We start from the raw sequence: 17,835 nt of genomic DNA on the forward strand, positions 1-17,835 counted from the left end.
CTTTAGACCTTCTCTCCGCGAGCTCGGATACGGGCAACGACGACCTCGATGCCATCGCGGTCAATGACCTTGATGCCCTTGGTGGACACGTTGAGCGTGATGGTCCGGCCCTCAGAGGGCAGGTAGTACTTGCGGCGCTGCACGTTGGGGTTCCAACGGCGGTTGGTGCGCCGGTGCGAGTGCGAGACGGACTTGCCGAAACCTGGCTTGCGTCCCGTGACCTGGCAAATAGCCGACATGGGTTTCTTTCTCCTAGCCGCCCGACTTCAAGGCTGACCGCAGCCGCACCGTCTCTGTGACCTGCGTCAACAGGGTGGAAACGGGGCGCGGCCATGACAGATGCGCGGGCGATAACGAATATTTCGACAACAGCAAGGGACAACCATACCGGGAAGACGAACTTTTGCCTAATCTGCCGGTAAGCACGATCGAAGTATTTCCGGGCCTGTAACTGATGGGACTGGAGTTGTGGCGTCACCGCGTCACCGTCTCACCGCGTTGTTGCCATGCGCGCCGTCGGTGTATCGACGCCAGGTCGGATGGATGGTCGTGTCGACATCCGGGCCCTGTTCAGTATGGATCTGCGACGTTCGTGATGACCGTTCCAGGGTGTGTGGCGCGGTCCGATTGACCGCGCCTGCCACTTGGTGTGCCGTCTATCGGGGTTGTTACGGTCCGGGCGGTGGCGCGAGGAGTTTCGTTCGCGTCAGTTGGGTCAGATGTGTGTTCGGCGCACTGCTCTCCTGTGGCTGTTTCGGTTGGCGGTCTGCGGTGCCCGGGAGTGTGTGGTGTAGGTATTGCTAGGTATTGCTATTTTTTAGACGGGCCAACTAGTATGGGCGGGTCGAATTGAATCCTGGGTTTGGTTCGCTCCGGGCGTCCGGGAGGATGTGCGGAGGGATCTTCACGTGACGATGTTTCAACCGCTCCCTATATATGGAGTGAAGGGCGCCGTCGTTCCGGGATTTCGGTATTCGGCGTTCTACGTTGTAGGATTCATCGATGCATACACGGCTGCGCCGAGGTGCGTCTCCGGAGGAGCCGGTCATGGCCCACCCGAGAGTCGCCACCAGCGTGGGCGGGTACGGCGCCGGGTCATCCGGATGACGTCGCTCGTCGAGGTGGCGTGGCAGGCCTGCGGGCACCGTTAGTACCAGTATCTGTTAGCGGCTGCACACCGCGCTCCCAGAGCGCCAGCACGCCGATCAGCACACGTACGTGATCTTAAAGGGATGAGAATGAAGAAGGATATCCACCCCGACTACCACCCGGTGGTCTTCCAGGATGCGGGCACGGGTCACAAGTTCCTGACCCGTTCCACCGCCAAGAGCCAGCGGACCGTTGAGTGGGAGGACGGCAACGAGTACCCGCTCATCGTCGTCGACGTCACCAGCGAGTCGCACCCGTTCTGGACCGGTGCTCAGCGCGTCATGGACACAGCCGGTCGTGTCGAGAAGTTCCAGCGCCGTTACGGGTCCCGTGCCCGTCGCGCCAAGAAGGCTTAAGGAGGGAATAGAAAATGGCAGTTCCGAAGCGTCGTATGTCCCGTGCTAACACGCACCACCGTCGTTCTCAGTGGAAGGCCGACAATGTCGCCCTCCAGCAGGTCAAGATCGACGGTCGCGAGCATCTGATCCCGCGCCGTCTGGTCAAGGCCGCGCAGCTGGGCCTCGTCGAGGTCGAGCAGTTCTGAGGCATTGACTCGTCGTTCCAGCCGGCGACACCGAAACCCGCCCCGCACTCACCGTGCAGGGCGGGTTTCTTCTTTCTTCATGTCGCGGAACGTCGTCCCCTCCGCCCCGGAGACGGGCGGAAACTCGGGCTCGGGACCCGGTCACCGGGGCGAGTCTCACGTTTTGTGGGGCAGCATTTACCCATGTCAGGGCGCATCATAAGCGGAGTGCAGGAGACATTCAGCAAAAACACATCCGATCAGGGCACAATGGGGGCATGAAGATTCTGGTTGTAGATGATGAACAGGCGGTTCGTGAATCGCTGCGGCGTTCGCTTTCCTTCAACGGTTACGATGTCGTACTCGCCGAGGACGGTGAAGCCGCACTCGACCTGATCGCCAAGGAACAGCCCGATCTCGTGATTCTTGACGTGATGATGCCCAAGATCGACGGTCTCGAGGTCTGCCGGAGCCTGCGCTCCACGGGAGACGACCGGCCCATCCTCGTGCTCACGGCGAGGGACGGGGTCTCGGACCGGGTCGCCGGGCTTGATGCTGGCGCCGATGACTATCTGCCGAAGCCCTTCGCACTCGAGGAACTCCTCGCACGTGTCAGGTCCCTGCTCCGCCGGGCTGCCGCGGATGCGGTCAACAGCGTCGGATCCCAGGAACTCGAGTTCCTGGACCTCCGGCTCGATCCAGACACCCGCGACGTGACCCGGGGCGAGCGGTCTATCAGTCTGACCCGCACGGAATTCGCGCTCCTCGAACTCCTCATGAGCAACCCCCGGAGGGTGCTGTCACGCGCATCGATTCTCGAAGAGGTCTGGGGCTACGATTTTCCGACCTCCGGAAACGCCCTTGAGGTATACATCGGGTACCTCCGGCGCAAGACCGAGGCCGATGGTGAACCTCGACTGATCCACACGGTCCGTGGCGTCGGTTACGTCCTCCGGGAGACCGCTCCGTGATTCTCCGCACGCCGACGCCGGATTCCGGCCCGGCGGTGGGGGACGATGGCCCGGACCCGCTCGAACAGACGCACGTCGGCTGGTCCCGGCGTGCCCCGCTACGTTGGCAGTTGTCAATGGTCACCGCGGTCATGGTCGCGGTGGCCGTTGGTGTGATGACCGTCGTCGCCTACTGGACGGTGTCCACCTCCCTGACCCGGCACGTAGACGAGGAACTCAAGGACAAGGCCTCGTCGCTGCTGCAGAACAGCTTTGATCCGGCATTCGTCTACAATCCCGCGGTCGAGGTCGCGACGTTTAAAACCTACAATCCGGACATTCGCGTGGCCTACTACCCACCGGGTTCGGTGAAAGCCATCGGGGACAGCATCCCCATCCTCGACGAGGTGGACGTTCTGCAGGGAACCCGTGAGGTGTCCGTACGTAGCAGCGGAGACGAGCGGATCTTCGCCGAGAGCAACAAGATCGGTGCGACCGTCATCCTCGCCCAGGACATGCGTGGCACCCACCAGCTGATCTCGTCGCTTGGTCTGGTGCTGCTCCTGATCGGTGGCATCGGTGTTCTCATCGCCATCGCTGCGGGCATGGTTGTGGCCACCACCGGACTACGCCCCGTCAGCCGGCTCCGACAGGCCGTCGACTACGTTGCCCGTACCGATGACCTCCGTCCGATCACCGTCGTGGGCAACGACGAGCTCGCCCAGCTCACACGTAGTTTCAACGGCATGCTGGCGGCGCTGTCGGCGTCTCGCCGCAGGCAGGCGGAACTGGTCGCGGATGCGGGCCATGAGCTGAAGACACCGCTCACTAGTCTCCGGACCAACATCGAGCTGCTCATGATGGTCGACCGGCAGGGCGGTGCCTCAATAAGTCAGCAGGACCGTCGTGATCTGGAGCGCGACGTCATCGCACAGATCGAGGAACTGTCGACGCTCATCGGTGATCTGGTTGATCTCGCCCGCGAGGACGGCCCGCAGCAGATCGTCGAGTGCGTCGATCTCGTCGAGTGCATGGAGACCTCCCTTGAACGGGTGCGTCGACGGCGTCCCGACGTCACATTCACCTTTGCCTCGACGCCGTGGTTTCTTTACGGGGATCCCTTCGCATTGGGACGGGCTACCCTCAACCTGATGGACAACGCCGCCAAATGGTCCCCCGAGGGCGGTGAGGTGAGGATCGACATGGAACAGGTGAGTGACGGCCTGATGGAGATCCGTTTCTCAGACTCGGGCCCGGGTATCCCGGTTGAGGACAGGCAGAAGGTATTTGAACGTTTCTACCGTTCTATCGCTGCGCGAAGCATGCCGGGATCGGGACTCGGACTCGCGATCGTTGCTCAGGTCATCGCACGGCACGCAGGAACGATCGTCGCCGAAGAATCTGATGACGGGGGAGCGATGATGCGCGTCACCCTGCCCGGTACGCCGTCCGTCGATGACACGGTGGACGGCTAGTCTCAAGGCACAGGTAGGTATCCATCGGTTGGGCAGCTAACTCACAGGAAATGTACAGAAGCAAGGACGATAATCGGCCCCATGAATGACGAGAGCGTTGACCGCAACCAAGCTACGGGTGTTCCAACCGGTCGCCCATACAACTACACCGGAGCAGGATCGCCGACGTCCGGTGACAGCGCCTCCGGTCGGGGGGCCGAGCGGGCGCCGTCAGACGCCACCGGTTCACTGTACCGGCAGCAGTCCGCGGGACAGCAGGTTCCGCCGCCCTACGGTGGGTATCCCGCACGGGATGTGAACCCAGACCCCCGACAGTCGCGACCGCAGCACTCACGCAGGAAACAGGGGCTCGGGATCGTACCGGTCACCGCGCTGATGCTCGCCACCGCCGTACTTACGGGAACAGTGACCGGGGTGGTGGTGAGCCGGGACAATCAGCAGGCTGTTCCGCCCGCTCAGCAGATCAACGCGCTCAACGAACCAGCGGCCCACAGGACCAGTCTGCCTGCGGCCGGAAGCGTCGAGGACGTCGCCGCGAGAGTCCTGCCCGCCGTGGTCTCGATCCAGGTCACCGGCCCCCTCAAAGCTGGGGAGGGTTCTGGATCCATCATCTCCGCGGACGGTATGATCCTGACCAACAACCACGTCGTCACCGGGGTCGGCGAACCCGCGGAGATCCGGGTCAACCTGAACGACGACCGTTCGTTCCCGGCGGATATCGTCGCCACCGACGCCCAGACCGACATCGCCGTGATCAAGCTCCGCGACGCGAAGGACCTGCCGGTGATGTCCTTCGGTGACTCGAACGACCTCACCGTCGGTGAACAAGTCGTCGCCATCGGGTCGCCCCTCGGATTGAGTGCGACGGTGACGACCGGCATCGTCTCGGCACTCAACCGCCCCGTGCGGGCCGGTGGGGACCGCGGAGAATCCTCCCTCATCGACGCGATCCAGACCGATGCCGCGATCAACCCGGGCAACTCCGGTGGGCCGCTGGTGAACATGGAGGGACAGTTGATCGGGATGAACTCCGTCATCGCCTCCACCGCCAGTGGCGAGGCGGGGTCCATCGGACTCGGTTTCGCCATCCCCGTGAACCAGGCACGCCGTATAGCCCAACAGCTCATCGACACCGGGCGGGTGACGCACCCGCTTCTCGGTGTGCTGCTCGCCCAGAAGTCCCGTTACCGGGGTGGCCTCGTCGAGTCACTCACCCCCGGTGGCCCCGCGGAGAAAGCGGGTATCCGGCCGGGTGAACTGGTACTGAAGGTCGATGATCGGGTCATCGACAGCAATGACGCGCTCATCGCGGCGATTCGCTCGCATGATTTCGGTGAAACTGTCACACTGAAGGTGGCTGATCCGGAGAGCAAGACCAGCCGGGACGTCGAGGTCACGTTGACCGACAGCTGATCGGTGGTGACGGCCGACGAACGCCGAGAAGAAATGATCAATCGACGCCGCTGGTGCGGAGAAAGTACACTCCTAGGACATGGACAACAACCTGGCCCCCGACAGCAGCGTCCTCGACGATTTCGGCGAGCCGGACCCGGAGTTCCTGAAGGCCGCCGAAGGTAACCGGCCCCTTCCTGCTCCCCGTCGGGCGCTCGTGGTTCTCGTCACGGATCAGCTCGCCGATGACCGCGACGACACCGATCATCTCGTCACCGAGCTGCTCCAGGAGGATCACTTCACCGTCGACGCAGTGGTCAAGGTCACCTCGACCAAGAGTGCAATCCGCAAAGCCATCGAAACCGCCGTCGTCGGTGGTGCCGATCTGGTCATCACGGTCGGTGGTACCGGTGTCGGCCCCCGAGACAAAGCACCGGACGCCACGCGCGCCGTCCTCGATCAGATTCTTCCCGGAATCGCCCAGGCACTGCGTGCCTCCGGTCTGGCGTGCGGTGCGATCGACGCTGGAACGTCCAGGGGTATCGCCGGAGTCTCGGGGTCGACCGTCATCGTCAACCTCGCGTCATCCCGGGCGGCGATCCGCGACGGAATGGCGACCCTCGGTCCGTTGGTTCATCACGTCATCGATCAGCTCCAGGCGTGGTCGGTGGACTAGGAGGAGTGAGTATGTCTCGCCCCCCGCGTCGTCGGGTGGTGCGCCCGTCCACCGCGCCGCACATCGACCGGTCGATGGACAAAGCCTCGGTCACCCGCCGCATGGCGGGAACCCCCGGACGCGGTGGATCTGAGGCATCCGTGTCTGAGGGCTTCGATGAAACATACTGGCGGAGCCAACGTCCGCCGCACTGGGATTAACCCAGTCGTCCCGCTGCGGGGCCTTGCCCCTGTTCCTTCAGCAGGTCGCGGATCTCGGTGAGGAGATCAACCTCGACGGGCGCAGGGGTCTTTTCTTCATCCTTGACTGCTCGTGCGGCCTGGATCTCCTTCACGCGGTTCATCGGGGCCACGAGGACGAAGTAGATCACCGCCGCGATGATCAGGAAGTTGATCGCGGCGGTGATGATCGCTCCGATATCGATGAAGGTCGCGTCATTGCCCGGGCGCAGATGGAAACCGAGTCCGGCGTAGTCGGTGCCACCGAACACGGCCAGGAGCGGGTTGATGAGGTTGTTCGAGAATGCGGTGACGATCGCGGTAAATGCGGAACCGATCACGACCGCGACAGCGAGATCGATGACATTGCCGCGCATGATGAAATTCTTGAAACCGTTGAACATGAGGGTGTGGAGCTCCTAAATTGAGTGAGTAGTACGATGTCCTCCTCTGACTTCGCGTTGGTGACGCTGAGGTGACGTGCACACTCTAGACTGTCTGGTCCGGCTACTCCGCCGCGACTGCCCGTGATCCCGTCAGAACGACGGTGACGGGGTACATCAACGACACCGCGGCGACGGCGCGGGCGTCCTGCTCCGGCAGCGCGAGGAGCACAGTTGCGGCGTCCTGACCTCGGGCGCCCGCGGGTGTGCCTGCCAGCACCACTCGTGCCTCCTCTGCGACGACGCGGAACTCCGGTGCCACCCCCGGTGTACCGCGGTCGGTGTCCGTGACGGAGGATCCGTCGTCCGCCGCGAGGACAGTAACTGTATCGCCGTGGATGAGGAAGGGCACGACCGCGGGATCCGCGAGCCGCAGCGGCACGAGAGTCGGTCTACCCCGGTCAGAACCTTGTTCCGCTTGCCCCAGCAGCCGCGCGGTCGACTCGGGATCGACCAACAGGGTGGTGGTGAGAATCTGTCCCGGATTCCCCGATGCCACGATGATCCGTCCGACCCCGGCATCGACGGAAGGAAGAGTGCCGTCGGGTTGCAATCTGCGAGGTACCCGCACCAAATCCAGGTCTTCGATGCTGAGTTCCGTACCAGCAGTGACCGGGCGGATGAGTGTGACTGCCCACGGGTCGCTGCTTCTCGTCGATGAGACAGCGGTGACGGCGGACAATACGATGAGAATGAGTGCCGTTGCCTGGCGGAACGCACGGTGCCGCCGCCAACCCGGTGTACGGATCCGTGTGACGGCGAATCGCCATCGCGGTATGACGTCTTTCGTCGTGTATCCGTTCCTGTCGTTGCCGGTGTTCCTCATGTTCGTAGGACGGTCGCTTCTCGAACGAGGTTCCCCGCTACGTCCCGCACGGTGTGCAGCTGTGGAATCCGCCCGGAGTGAGAACCCCGTCCACAGGGGCATCATGTGCCTCTGCGGGAAGCTCCCCGAGGAGCTCGGAATCGTAGATCAATGCGATGATCCGGCACCGGCTCCGATCCACATCGGCCAGCGCACGATCGAAGTATCCGGCACCTCGGCCGAGTCGAACTCCGTCCACAGAGCAGGCGAGCGCGGGACACAGTAGAAGTTCCACGTTACCTGGAACGGCGCCTACCCTGGGACCTACCGGTTCAGCGATCCCGAAGCGTCCCCGGTGTAGCTCTTCGGCAGATTCGCAGAGTGCCCACTCGAGTCGACCGTCGGAACCGCTAACGGGCAGCCAGACCCCGGGAACCACCGACAGCAACGCCTCCACCAGCTCATCGCCGCCGGGTTCGCCCGGCATCGGCGAGTATGCGGCGATCTCTGTGGGTCGGGACAATTGGACCAGGCGGAGGGCTCCAGCAATCAGACGTGTATCCAGGCCGCGACGTTGTTCCACAGGTAGTGACTCGCGGGCGTCGAGAAGTGTGCGCCGGAGCCGATCCTTCGAATAACTGGGGACGCCGAAGGGATTGAGTGAAGGCTGTGGCACGCGAATATCCATGTCAAATGATCCTAATCCCCGGAGTGACACACCCACCGGGGTATGCATTGTCCGTTTTGTTATACACGCCCGGTAGGCTCGAGATATGAGCAAGCCGATGAAGTTGCACAAGCATGCGGTGAAGACGGTTGTTGTCCCCGCAGCGGGCCTGGGGACCCGTTTCCTTCCCGCGACAAAGACCGTCCCGAAGGAACTCCTCCCGGTCGTAGACACTCCGGGTATCGAGTTAATCGCTGAGGAGGCGGCCGAACTGGGGGCCTCTCGGCTTGCAGTGATCACCGCACCGAAGAAGCAGGGAGTTCTCGCACATTTTCGGGCGCAACCGGAACTTGAGCGCACGCTCGAGGAACGCGGTAAAGACGAGCAGCTGGACAAAGTCCGCCGCGCCCCCTCCCTGATTCGTGCGGTACCCGTTGAACAAGACAAACCGCTCGGGCTCGGACACGCGGTCGGTCTCGCCGAAAACGTGCTGGACGACGACGAGGACGTCGTCGCCGTCATGCTCCCCGATGATCTTGTGCTCCCCACCGGGGTGATGAAACGAATGGCCGAGGTTCGCGCCGAACTCGGCGGCAGCGTGCTCTGCGCCTTCCAGGTCGAACCGGACCAGGTGAGCAACTATGGTGTGTTCGACATCGAGGATGTCGACACCGATAGGGGTGATGTGAAGCGTGTCCTCGGCATGGTTGAGAAGCCGACCCAGGAGGAGTCCCCCTCAACGTTCGTCGCCACCGGACGGTACCTGCTCGACAGGGAGATCTTCGACGCGCTCCGCAGGATCGAACCAGGCAAGGGGGGCGAACTCCAGCTCACCGACGCGATCGAACTCCTGATCACCGAGGGACACCCCGTTCACATCGTCGTCCACGAGGGACGTCGTCACGACCTCGGGAACCCGGGCGGATACATCCGGGCCTGCGTGGACTACGGAATCCACCACCCGGAATACGGCCCGTCGCTCCGCAGATGGGTCGCCGATCTCCTCGAATCCGACTAGCCGCGCAGGGGATCAACGAGCGGACAATCCGCGACACTCGGGGTTTCCGCGTTCGATGGCACCCCGAAACGGTGTCGCCGCACTACAATGACGGCGAAAAGACGCGGTGATCAACTCCGTGTCCGTCGGGAAGGAGACGAAGCGAGTGCGTTCCGTCGAACAACAGCTGTCCCTCGTGACCCGCGCCGCGGTTACGCCGGAACCGGTTCGCATCGCCATCTCTGAGGCACTCGGTCTCATGTGCGCAGAAGAAGTCCAGGCGACCCGGCCGCTCCCCGGATTCACCCAGGCGGCAATCGACGGATACGCCGTCCGCGCCGTCGACGTCGGAGGGGAACGCGGAATCGGCGCCCCGGAGCTGACCACCGACAAAGATGACCGATCCCCAGAATCGACGCGGAACGCCACATCGCTTCCCGTCGTCGGCGAGGTTCCCGCTGGTTCCCAGCAGCCACTCAGGCTGCAGCCGAGACAGGCTGTCCGTGTGCACACCGGAGCGCCGCTACCTACCCTCGCCGATGCCGTCCTCCCGCTCGCGTGGTCGGACCGCGGACACAAGAGGATGACCGCTGAACGGCCCGTCCGCTCCGGGGAATTCGTGCGCAAAATCGGCGACGACATCAGAGAAGGCGATGTCGCGGTGTCACCGGGCAGCGTCCTCGGTCCCGCACAGATCGGGCTCCTAGCCGCAGTCGGACACTCGAAGGTACTCGTCTATCCCCGTCCCCGGATGTCCGTTATCTCAGCAGGCGCCGAGCTCGTCGACATTGACCGGGAGCCGGGCCGCGGACAGGTCTACGACGTCAACTCCTACGCCCTCGCGGCCGCCGGACGCGAGGCCGGAGCGGACGTCCACCGCGTCGGAATCGCGGCCGGTGAACCTCGACGGCTACGCGAGATCATCGAAGGACAGATGCTACGCAGTGAGATCATCGTCATCTCGGGCGCCGTCGGCGGCGCCGGCTCCGAGACGATCCGCAGGGTGCTCTCCGAGATCGGCGACATCGACACCACCCGGGTCGCCATGCATCCCGGATCCGTGCAGGGGTTCGGGCTCCTCGGTGAGGAAGGGATCCCCGTGTTCCTCCTGCCCTCAAATCCGGTGTCCGCACTGGTCATCTTTGAGACGTTCATCCGGCCAGTCGTGAGGCTCTCACTCGGCAAACGCAACGCCACCCGCCGAACCGTCAAGGCGCGGGCTCTCAACCGGATCACCTCGCGGGAGGGACGTCGCGGACTCATCCGTGCCCAGCTCATGCGCGACGCCGAGACACATGACTACCTCGTCGAGGGACTCGGCGGTGCCGGCGGCGCGCCTGCCCACCTGCTCGCTGGAATGGGCGCGGCGAACGCGATGATCCGGATCCCCGAGGAGATCACCGCGATCCGGCCCGGAGACGTCGTCGATGTCCTCTTCCTCTCCCAGAGTCAGTGAACGGGTCGACGACGAGGCAGGCCAACACATGATTGATCCCTTCGGTCTCGCACTCGGCCACGCGGAACGACGCGCCGGTAGCGGTCCTCATCCCGACCACCCCGGCTGGCCGGAGGTCACCGACCGTGTCATGATCTCCGACGGTAGCCTCGTCCGACTGCGTCCCCTGCTCCGTAGCGATGCCGGCGCGTGGTCTGCCATGCGGACCGAGGACATCGAGATCCTCCGCCCCGTCGAGCCCACCGTCCCCGGCACTTGGGAACGCGCACACGACCGGTCCGCCTGGTGGCAACTGCTCCTGACCCTGCGGACCATGGCCAACACCGGTGTGCTGGTTCCCATGGCCATCGAATGCGACGGACACTTCGCCGGTCAGCTGACCCTCGGTAACATCCAGCACGGTGTCGTCTCCGACTGCTGGATCGGGTACTGGGTGTCCAGTCGTTATGCGGGCCGGGGCGTCGCGACGGCAGCGGTTGCGCTCGGCACCGACCACGCCTTCACCAGAGTCGGCGTCCACCGTGTCACGGCTACCTACCTTCCCGCGAACCCGGCATCAGGAAGGGTCCTCGCGATCAATGGATTTCGTGAGGAGGGTTACCTCGTGCGGTGCCTCCACATCGATGGTGACTGGCGGGACCACCATCTCGTGGCACTGACCGATGGGGAGTTCCTCGACTCCTGCGTGGAACGGCTGACCAACAGCGGCAGGATCCTCGGAAAGACAATGTGAGACCGGTTTCACGGGCACGGGAACACCCGGCGTGCCTACCGGGCGGCCCCATCGGACACGGCTACTGTGGGGGAGAAGTGGCAGGTCACCCTGCCCGTCATTCTGTTGTACCCAAGTGGAAGGTGGGCAAACGCTCATGTTCGGAACAATCGTCATCGGCCTGATGGTCGCGGTCTGGCTGTTTGTGCTCCTTCCACTCGTGCTCCGTGGCCGGCGACCCATCCGGCACGCGGGCGACGGTCTCGACGACACCCGTATCGTCTTCTCAGGGGACAGTGCCAGGCCAGCGCCCCGCCGTCGCCCACGGCTCAACCCCACCGAGGTGCGTGGACACGAGGACCCAACCGGGACCGCGAATCCTCCCCGAGAGTATGAAATCCTTGATGAGGAGGAGAACACCATCGTGCAGCCGGGCGTTGATGACGTTGAGCTCGGCGATTCCGACACCGGGAGCCACAGTGTCACCAGTGCCAGGGAGTCCCACGACGGCGGGGCGGGTGGTTTCGGGATCAGGCGTTTCTTCACCAGCCTGTTCCGCTGGGGTACGGTCGCCGATGACGAGGACCGCCCAGGGACGGAAGACACAGATGAGCGTTCCGGGCACCCCACTCTGAGCGAACGCCGTAGAGCGGCGGCTGCGGAGATCCGCAGCCGCATGCGCACCAGGACGCGTCCGACTGAGCAAGACACCATCGAGATTCTCGAGGGAGAGGTGGTTGCGGAGCTGCCTGCACTCGCCGCTCAGTCCGAGACCAGGGACATCGTGGTGATTCCCGCCACCGACCTCGACGATGACGACGAAGAACCCTTCCACCACGATGACGCCTACTCCGATCCTGCTGATCTCCTGCACCCGGCGGGGGACTACCGGCCCGCCGATGACACCGGCGAGGCTTACGACTACGGCGATGAACCGCACATGATCAAGGCTGCCGATGACATTGAGGAAGCCGAACCGGAACTCACCGACGAAGACATCGCCTTCGCCGCCCGTAGACGTGGACGCGGCGGATTCGACCCCGAGACCCACGACGCCTACGCCGCAGCCCGGTTCCACCGGCGTCAACGCATCCTGATCATCCTCGCGGTGCTCCTGCTCGCCGGGCTGGGGATCGGTTTCCTGTTCGGTGGGCTGTCGTGGCTCGTTCCAGCGGCAGTGGGGCTACTGCTCGGCATGTACCTTTACGCGCTGCGCACCCAGGTCAGGGCCGAACAGGAACTCCGCGCTCGCCGCATCCGCCAGATCCGCCGCGCACGCCTCGGCGTACGGAACGCCGCCGACGCCGAACTCGGAGTCCCCGCACGCCTCCGGCGCCCCGGCGCCATCGTCGTGGAGATCGACGACGAGAGCCCCGACTTCCATGAGCTCGAACTTCACGAAGGCTATGCGGGCACCGGAACGGACGAGAACACCGTCATCGATATAGCGGCCTACCACCCACGCAGGGCAGGCTGATCAGCTAACCGGGCGACACCGGTTGGGCGAGCTCACAGGCGCCGATTCCGGTGCATCGAAGCCAAATTGTGTCGCCGGGCCAGTGGGCGTAACATGTCCACCAGTACCGAGTGGTCTGGTTGATCTAGTACTTGGTTCCCAGGTGTTTCCAAGGGGTACACCGCCAGGGGCTATAGCGCAGTTGGTAGCGCGCCTCGTTCGCATCGAGGAGGTCAGGGGTTCGATTCCCCTTAGCTCCACCACAAAGAAAAACAAGGTAAGCGGCACTTTCCAGACAACGGGAGGTGCCGCTTCTTTCATGTGCGTACGCTTTTCCGTGCGCTTAACGATTCAGGTGGTGCCCGGAGTCCAGGATCAACTTGGACATCGACACCGCAACGAGGTTTAGATCGTCGTCGAACAGGTTGGTTGAGGGCGTGTGATCTGTTGAGCTGATAACCCAAAGGAAGAGCCTTGCTGGCTGAGTGGTGCTTGCGACAGTCCCAACAGCCAGAAAGACCTTCTTATGCCCCACGCTAACGCAGCACTAACTCCCCGCGCCCATCTCGGTATCACAATGCTCATAGTGAATTAGCGTGCACCAATCAACGAGGTCGCCACGAGGTTCCAGTGTTCATGGTCAACAGTGAAACGCTAGGCCGACCAGTATCACACCGGTAAGCCAATGAAAGACCATTCCTCACGGCCACACCCGTCCCCGAACAAACCCCCACACCAAGTCGCGGCACGAGTCATTTCACGACGACTCAGATTGCGGGAACAGCCAATCCAGCTTGCTGCCCGAACCGGGATCACACCGTCAACGGTGCATCCAACGGTGCATCGAATCCTGGCCAGCGCCCGGCTGAACAGGTCGAGCCAGATCGACCGAGCCACCAGCGAATCGGTCCGGCGTGATGAACATGACCATCCTGGCACCCTGGTCCATGTCGACATAAAGAAGCCGGGAATCATTCCCGATGACCGGGGCTGGCGGTTCGTCGGCTACCCACAAGGTGCGTGGAACCATCAGCGCAGCGTCTGGCCGGAAGAAGAACAAATATCGCCAGCCACTGCTGGAACATGTTCCGTTCCGTCAGTGATGACCACTCCCGAGTTGTTTACTGCACGATCCATGACGATAAGACTGCCGCGACTGCAGTCGGGGCCTGGTTCGTGCCGTGGACCGGTTCGCAGCTCGAGGCGTGACCATTGAACGGGTTCTGTCTGACAACGGCTCCGCCTACGCATCCCGGCTTTGGTCAACCGTGTGTGACCAACTCGCCATCACCATGAAGAAGGCTCGGCCTTACCGGCCCCAAACCAATGGCAGGATCGAATGTTTCCACCGTACGATGGTTGACGGGTGGGTCTACGCCCACTGCTCTACCTCCGAACTAGTGGCGCGGATTTGAAGTTGTTGGACGGTTGGGCTTCGCGAGGATCTGGTCTGCGGTCTTGGTCCAGACGAAGGGGTGGGATCGGTCGTTCCAGCCGTCGATGAAGGTCCGGATCTTGGCGTTGAGGTCCTTGACGGACTTGAAGACTCCGCGGCGGATGGCTTGGCGCTAGACGATGCCGAACCAGACCTCGACGAGGTTCATCCACGATGCGTGGGTCGGGGTGAAGTGCACGACGAACCGCGGGTGCCGGGTCAGCCAGGCACGGACGTTCGCGTGCTTGTGGGCGGCGTAGTTGTCCATCACCAGGTGCAATTCGATCGGGACACCGTCCTCGTCTGTGTCGAAGCCTTTCCCTTGTTCGGGGACCTGCCTCGTTTTCGCTGTTTTCTTCGCTCGCACCTCCGCGAGGACGGAACCCCGCCCGCGCGGGTCAGTATCACCGCCACACCGCTCCGCAAGGTGAATGGCCAAGTCGCTCCTCCCCGCGCGCCTGTTGGCAAGGAGCACGCGGTCATGTGGCTGACGGGGCTGGTCGAGCAGACCGCACGCTTCCCGGAGGGAAGCGTGGACCCCGACGCCTCCTTCGACCTCCTCGGGATCGACTCCCTGATGTTACGCCGCTTAGGGGTGGCCATGGAGGCGCGCTTGGGGCCTCAGCAGACTTCACAGTTCTACGAGCACCGAACTATCCGTGAGCTGGCGGGAAAGCTCGCGGCTGACTACCCAGAGGCCTTCGGCAGCGCGCCATCGCAACCGCTGCTGGGTGCCGACATCAGGCTTGCCCAGCAAGGTCATACCTCGGCTCGGGAAGACATCGCCATCATCGGCATGGCGGGCCTGTTCCCCGGCGCTCGTGACGTAGATGAGTTGTGGGACAAGCTGCTCACCGGGCAGGACCTTGTCACATCGGTTCCCAAGGAGCGTTGGGACAACGAACGGTGGTACTCCAAGCGTCCCGCGACGCCCGGCCGAACCAACGGGAAATGGGGTGGATTCCTGGAGGGGGTCGCAGAGTTCGCCCCACTGTTCTTTGAGATCTCTCCGCGGGAGGCCGAGTTCTTGGACCCACAGGAACGTCTCTTCCTCCAGACGACTTGGCATGCCATGGAGGATGCAGCGCTGACTCCACGAATGCTTCGGAACAGTGCTGAGGTCGATGGTGAGCATCGTGTTGGTGTTTTCGTAGGAGTCACTTCCGGCCAGTACCAACTTCTCGGCATGGAGCAGTGGGCCAAGGGGAACATGGTCTCACCAACTTCCTCTTACTGGTCAGTCGCTAATCGCGTGTCCTACTTCCTCGACCTGAACGGTCCGAGCATGACAATTGACAGCGCATGTTCCTCCTCACTCGTTGCACTGCACGAAGCCTGCGAGAACATCCACAGGGGGAGTCGCTGGTGGCCATCACCGGTGCAGTGAACCTCTCGTTGCATCCTGCCAAGTATGTCGCCCTGTCGCAGAGCAGGTTCTTGTCCTCCGACGGCAGGTGCCGAGCCTTCGGCGAAGGGGGCGACGGCTACGTCCCGGGGAATGTGCCGTAGCCCTCGTGCTAAAGTCCATATCCGCGGCTTGCCGGGACGAGGATCCGGTACGTGCCGTTATCCGGTCAACTGCCGTCAACCATGGTGGGCGGACCAACGGGTACACCGTACCCGGGCCGCGCGCACAGAGCGCCGTGGTCGCGCGGGCCTTGGACGCGGCCAGCGTCGATCCAGCTTCGATCTCATACGTGGAGGCCCACGGCACCGGTACTGCTTTGGGAGACCCGATCGAGATCGAGGGGCTCGAACGCGCCTTCGGACCTGACATGGTCCCTGGGAGTTGTGCTATCGGCTCGGTGAAGTCCAACATGGGACATCTTGAGGCCGCCGCTGGGGCGGTGGGTGTCGTGAAGTGCGTGCTGCAAATGCAGCACCACACCTTGGTCCCCACCCTCCACTGCGAACCGGCGAATCGCAACATCGACTGGGAAAACTCGAGATTCCGCGTGCAACGCGAGGTAGAGCCATGGCAACCCGTCGACGAAAGACCCCGACGGGCCACGGTGAGTTCCTTTGGCGCGGGTGGCACCAATGCCAGCTTGGTGCTTGAGTCTTTCGAAGATGACGATGAGGTCCTCAGCCCAACGCCCCAGGGCAACAGCATCGTCCTGATCTCGGCACGCACTGCAGACGACCTGCGCCGCTGCGCACGGAGGCTCCGCGAGCACCTAGGCCGAAAAGCTCCTGCTCCACGGCTGATCGACATCGCGTGGACGCTTGCCGCCGGTCGGGAGTCCCTTCCTATCAGGGTCGCCCTTATGGTGGCCACGAATGGTGAGCTTCGGTCACGACTGGTTTGGTTGGAGGAGAACGGTGTCCCCGACACGGCCTACCAGCTGGGCGCCTTCGAGGCGGATAACAGGGCCAGAGCGGTCGCCGATTGGCTGGATGGCGGAGCGGTGGACCAGGAGGCGCGCTTCGGCGAAGGTTCTGGCGGTCGCCGCATCCATCTGCTGGGATATCCCTTCCAGAGGGAGAGCTACTGGGTAGGGGAGGGCGAACCGCAGGCGGCGGACGAAGTCCCACAAACATGGGGCGAGGGCGTCCCCGTCGTCTTTCATCCCGACGATCCCGTGGTCTCCCAGCACGTTGTGAATGGTCGCTCTGTCGTTCCGGGCGTGGCTCACGTCCAGGCAATGGCGGGCGCCACGGCCCTTGGGGGGTGGTCCGTGGAATGCATCAGACTCATCAGGCCACTTTTGGCGGATCGGGGCCAGCCGACGCACGCCGTGGTGGCCTCCGAGGCAGGAGACAGGGGCCGGGTTCTGTCTCACCATGGGGATCCGGTGACGGTGCATTCGACGGGGAAGGTGGTGCTCGCGGAGGGCCTCGACAATGTCGGCTCTAGTGGGGTGGATCGCGCCAGCACACGTTGCACGCTCCGCGTCGATCCTGCTTCCGTTTATGCGGAGGCAGCAAGCCATGGGCTAGCCTTCGGCCCCGACTACCAACGCATGACCAGGCTGTGGATCTCTCCATCGGGTGACGAGGCAGTGGCCACAGTGGCTGTCCCCGCCGACCTTCAGCGCGATGCGTCCGAAGGTTCCAGCTGGAGCTCTGCACCGGCTCTCGACAGCATGCTGCATCCTCTCTTGGCACTAGCGCACGCAGAATCTGTCCCTCAGGTTCCCCAGTCGATCGAACGGATGCCCTGTACCGCTGGCCTGCCGAGGAAGTCTTCGTCCATGCAAGGCTGCGATCCCGGCACCACCAGGGGCGGAGTGCCTTGTACGATGTCATGGTTCACGACGAGCAGGGCTTGTGCATCATGGTCCAAGGACTTCTCGCAGTGCCGGTCCCGGGAACGTCATTCCACGATGGCGGGGACGGACAGGTCGTCCCTCAGACGTCTCTTGGGAAAAGTGGCAGCACGATTCCCTGCTTGGCCCCTATCTGGGTGATGCCAGACAGGTCCGCGGGGCCCTCGGCTGCAAGCCCCATCTTGGGGGCGCCTTCGTCATTAGATCAGAGG

Annotated in this window: 17 protein-coding genes, 1 tRNA gene and 4 pseudogenes; 16 read left to right on the forward strand and 6 right to left on the reverse strand. The window is 63.4% G+C overall.

The features are described 5' to 3' along the window. Nucleotides 1-2: 2 nt before the first annotated feature. Complete coding sequence (gene rpmB / locus JDV76_RS03060) at nt 3-239, reverse strand: 50S ribosomal protein L28 (RefSeq protein WP_198735422.1); 237 nt, start codon at nt 237-239, stop codon at nt 3-5. A 999-nt stretch (nt 240-1,238) separates the two neighbouring features. Here rpmB and JDV76_RS03065 point away from each other — a divergent pair. From JDV76_RS03065 to JDV76_RS03095, 7 genes are all read left to right on the forward strand, one after another. Then, nucleotides 1,239-1,505, forward strand: a complete 267-nt coding sequence (locus tag JDV76_RS03065) for a type B 50S ribosomal protein L31 (protein WP_198735423.1) — start codon at nt 1,239-1,241, stop codon at nt 1,503-1,505. 14 nt (nt 1,506-1,519) lie between these two features. After that, nucleotides 1,520-1,693, forward strand: a complete 174-nt coding sequence (gene rpmF / locus JDV76_RS03070; RefSeq protein WP_198735424.1) for a 50S ribosomal protein L32 — start codon at nt 1,520-1,522, stop codon at nt 1,691-1,693. A 257-nt stretch (nt 1,694-1,950) separates the two neighbouring features. After that, nucleotides 1,951-2,643 (forward strand): response regulator transcription factor, encoded by a 693-nt coding sequence (locus JDV76_RS03075; protein ID WP_198735425.1) that lies wholly within the window; start codon nt 1,951-1,953, stop codon nt 2,641-2,643. Next, nucleotides 2,640-4,097, forward strand: a complete 1,458-nt coding sequence (locus tag JDV76_RS12860; protein ID WP_248140855.1) for a HAMP domain-containing sensor histidine kinase — start codon at nt 2,640-2,642, stop codon at nt 4,095-4,097. The genes JDV76_RS03075 and JDV76_RS12860 overlap by 4 nt, the downstream gene beginning before the upstream one ends. 81 nt (nt 4,098-4,178) lie before the next feature. Further along, complete coding sequence (locus JDV76_RS03085) at nt 4,179-5,510, forward strand: S1C family serine protease (RefSeq protein ID WP_232958812.1); 1,332 nt, start codon at nt 4,179-4,181, stop codon at nt 5,508-5,510. A gap of 79 nt (nt 5,511-5,589) precedes the next feature. Next, complete coding sequence (locus JDV76_RS03090; protein ID WP_198735426.1) at nt 5,590-6,165, forward strand: MogA/MoaB family molybdenum cofactor biosynthesis protein; 576 nt, start codon at nt 5,590-5,592, stop codon at nt 6,163-6,165. Between the two features lie 11 nt (nt 6,166-6,176). After that, entirely contained in the window at nt 6,177-6,365 is a 189-nt protein-coding gene (locus tag JDV76_RS03095; protein WP_198735427.1) for a hypothetical protein, read from the forward strand. On the opposite strand, the gene mscL is transcribed toward JDV76_RS03095, so the two are convergent. The 3 genes from mscL to JDV76_RS03110 all read right to left on the reverse strand — a co-directional run bounded on the left by mscL (nt 6,362) and on the right by JDV76_RS03110 (nt 8,319). Further along, on the reverse strand, nt 6,362-6,787 hold the full coding sequence (gene mscL / locus JDV76_RS03100; RefSeq protein WP_198735428.1) for a large conductance mechanosensitive channel protein MscL: 426 nt from the start codon (nt 6,785-6,787) through the stop codon (nt 6,362-6,364). The genes JDV76_RS03095 and mscL overlap by 4 nt on opposite strands. A 103-nt stretch (nt 6,788-6,890) precedes the next feature. Then, nucleotides 6,891-7,652: an SAF domain-containing protein gene (locus tag JDV76_RS03105; protein WP_198735429.1), complete on the reverse strand. Its 762-nt coding sequence runs from the start codon at nt 7,650-7,652 to the stop codon at nt 6,891-6,893. Nucleotides 7,653-7,689: 37 nt separating this feature from the next. Next, nucleotides 7,690-8,319, reverse strand: a complete 630-nt coding sequence (locus JDV76_RS03110) for a 5-formyltetrahydrofolate cyclo-ligase (RefSeq protein ID WP_198735430.1) — start codon at nt 8,317-8,319, stop codon at nt 7,690-7,692. Between the two features lie 85 nt (nt 8,320-8,404). On the opposite strand from JDV76_RS03110, the gene JDV76_RS03115 reads away from it, so the two are divergent. The 6 genes and pseudogenes from JDV76_RS03115 to JDV76_RS12475 all read left to right on the forward strand — a co-directional run. Then, nucleotides 8,405-9,316, forward strand: coding sequence for a UTP--glucose-1-phosphate uridylyltransferase (locus tag JDV76_RS03115; protein WP_198735431.1), 912 nt, complete (start codon nt 8,405-8,407; stop codon nt 9,314-9,316). Between the two features lie 145 nt (nt 9,317-9,461). After that, nucleotides 9,462-10,751: a molybdotransferase-like divisome protein Glp gene (glp, locus tag JDV76_RS03120; protein ID WP_198735432.1), complete on the forward strand. Its 1,290-nt coding sequence runs from the start codon at nt 9,462-9,464 to the stop codon at nt 10,749-10,751. 28 nt (nt 10,752-10,779) lie between these two features. After that, complete coding sequence (locus tag JDV76_RS03125) at nt 10,780-11,484, forward strand: GNAT family N-acetyltransferase (protein WP_198735794.1); 705 nt, start codon at nt 10,780-10,782, stop codon at nt 11,482-11,484. Nucleotides 11,485-11,620: 136 nt separating this feature from the next. Beyond that, entirely contained in the window at nt 11,621-12,940 is a 1,320-nt protein-coding gene (gene sepX / locus JDV76_RS03130; protein ID WP_198735433.1) for a divisome protein SepX/GlpR, read from the forward strand. A gap of 166 nt (nt 12,941-13,106) precedes the next feature. Beyond that, a tRNA-Ala gene (locus JDV76_RS03135) sits at nt 13,107-13,182 on the forward strand. A 263-nt stretch (nt 13,183-13,445) separates the two neighbouring features. Continuing rightward, nucleotides 13,446-14,316, forward strand: a pseudogene (locus JDV76_RS12475) (DDE-type integrase/transposase/recombinase); the annotation flags it as partial. Here JDV76_RS12475 and JDV76_RS03145 read toward each other — a convergent pair. Next, a pseudogene (locus JDV76_RS03145) lies at nt 14,317-14,637 on the reverse strand (transposase); the annotation flags it as partial. It abuts the pseudogene before it with no gap. A 198-nt stretch (nt 14,638-14,835) separates the two neighbouring features. Between JDV76_RS03145 and JDV76_RS03150 the strand changes: the two are divergent. Both JDV76_RS03150 and JDV76_RS13005 read left to right on the forward strand, forming a co-directional pair. Continuing rightward, nucleotides 14,836-15,863 (forward strand): annotated as a pseudogene (locus JDV76_RS03150) (beta-ketoacyl synthase N-terminal-like domain-containing protein). Nucleotides 15,864-15,868: 5 nt separating this feature from the next. Then, a pseudogene (locus JDV76_RS13005) lies at nt 15,869-16,597 on the forward strand (ketoacyl-synthetase C-terminal extension domain-containing protein); the annotation flags it as partial. A 51-nt stretch (nt 16,598-16,648) separates the two neighbouring features. Here JDV76_RS13005 and JDV76_RS12480 read toward each other — a convergent pair. Continuing rightward, on the reverse strand, nt 16,649-17,140 hold the full coding sequence (locus JDV76_RS12480) for a hypothetical protein (protein ID WP_232958813.1): 492 nt from the start codon (nt 17,138-17,140) through the stop codon (nt 16,649-16,651). 75 nt (nt 17,141-17,215) lie between these two features. Here JDV76_RS12480 and JDV76_RS13010 point away from each other — a divergent pair, with 75 nt between their 5' ends. Beyond that, on the forward strand, nt 17,216-17,764 hold the full coding sequence (locus JDV76_RS13010) for a polyketide synthase dehydratase domain-containing protein (RefSeq protein WP_418884418.1): 549 nt from the start codon (nt 17,216-17,218) through the stop codon (nt 17,762-17,764). Nucleotides 17,765-17,835 lie beyond the last annotated feature (71 nt).

The sequence above is a fragment of the Corynebacterium marambiense genome (assembly GCF_016342275.1).
Lineage (GTDB): Bacteria > Actinomycetota > Actinomycetes > Mycobacteriales > Mycobacteriaceae > Corynebacterium > Corynebacterium marambiense.

Excerpts from the sequence above, each read along its gene's own strand:
- rpmB (WP_198735422.1), bottom strand. The coding sequence starts at position 239 with ATGTCGGCTATTTGCCAGGTCACGGGACGCAAGCCAGGTTTCGGCAAG.
- JDV76_RS03065 (WP_198735423.1), top strand. The coding sequence starts at position 1,239 with ATGAAGAAGGATATCCACCCCGACTACCACCCGGTGGTCTTCCAGGAT.
- rpmF (WP_198735424.1), top strand. The coding sequence starts at position 1,520 with ATGGCAGTTCCGAAGCGTCGTATGTCCCGTGCTAACACGCACCACCGT.
- JDV76_RS03075 (WP_198735425.1), top strand. The coding sequence starts at position 1,951 with ATGAAGATTCTGGTTGTAGATGATGAACAGGCGGTTCGTGAATCGCTG.
- JDV76_RS03085 (WP_232958812.1), top strand. The coding sequence starts at position 4,179 with ATGAATGACGAGAGCGTTGACCGCAACCAAGCTACGGGTGTTCCAACC.
- JDV76_RS03090 (WP_198735426.1), top strand. The coding sequence starts at position 5,590 with ATGGACAACAACCTGGCCCCCGACAGCAGCGTCCTCGACGATTTCGGC.
- JDV76_RS03095 (WP_198735427.1), top strand. The coding sequence starts at position 6,177 with ATGTCTCGCCCCCCGCGTCGTCGGGTGGTGCGCCCGTCCACCGCGCCG.
- mscL (WP_198735428.1), bottom strand. The coding sequence starts at position 6,787 with ATGTTCAACGGTTTCAAGAATTTCATCATGCGCGGCAATGTCATCGAT.
- JDV76_RS03105 (WP_198735429.1), bottom strand. The coding sequence starts at position 7,652 with ATGAGGAACACCGGCAACGACAGGAACGGATACACGACGAAAGACGTC.
- JDV76_RS03110 (WP_198735430.1), bottom strand. The coding sequence starts at position 8,319 with ATGGATATTCGCGTGCCACAGCCTTCACTCAATCCCTTCGGCGTCCCC.
- JDV76_RS03115 (WP_198735431.1), top strand. The coding sequence starts at position 8,405 with ATGAGCAAGCCGATGAAGTTGCACAAGCATGCGGTGAAGACGGTTGTT.
- JDV76_RS03125 (WP_198735794.1), top strand. The coding sequence starts at position 10,780 with ATGATTGATCCCTTCGGTCTCGCACTCGGCCACGCGGAACGACGCGCC.
- sepX (WP_198735433.1), top strand. The coding sequence starts at position 11,621 with ATGTTCGGAACAATCGTCATCGGCCTGATGGTCGCGGTCTGGCTGTTT.
- JDV76_RS12480 (WP_232958813.1), bottom strand. The coding sequence starts at position 17,140 with ATGGTGAGACAGAACCCGGCCCCTGTCTCCTGCCTCGGAGGCCACCAC.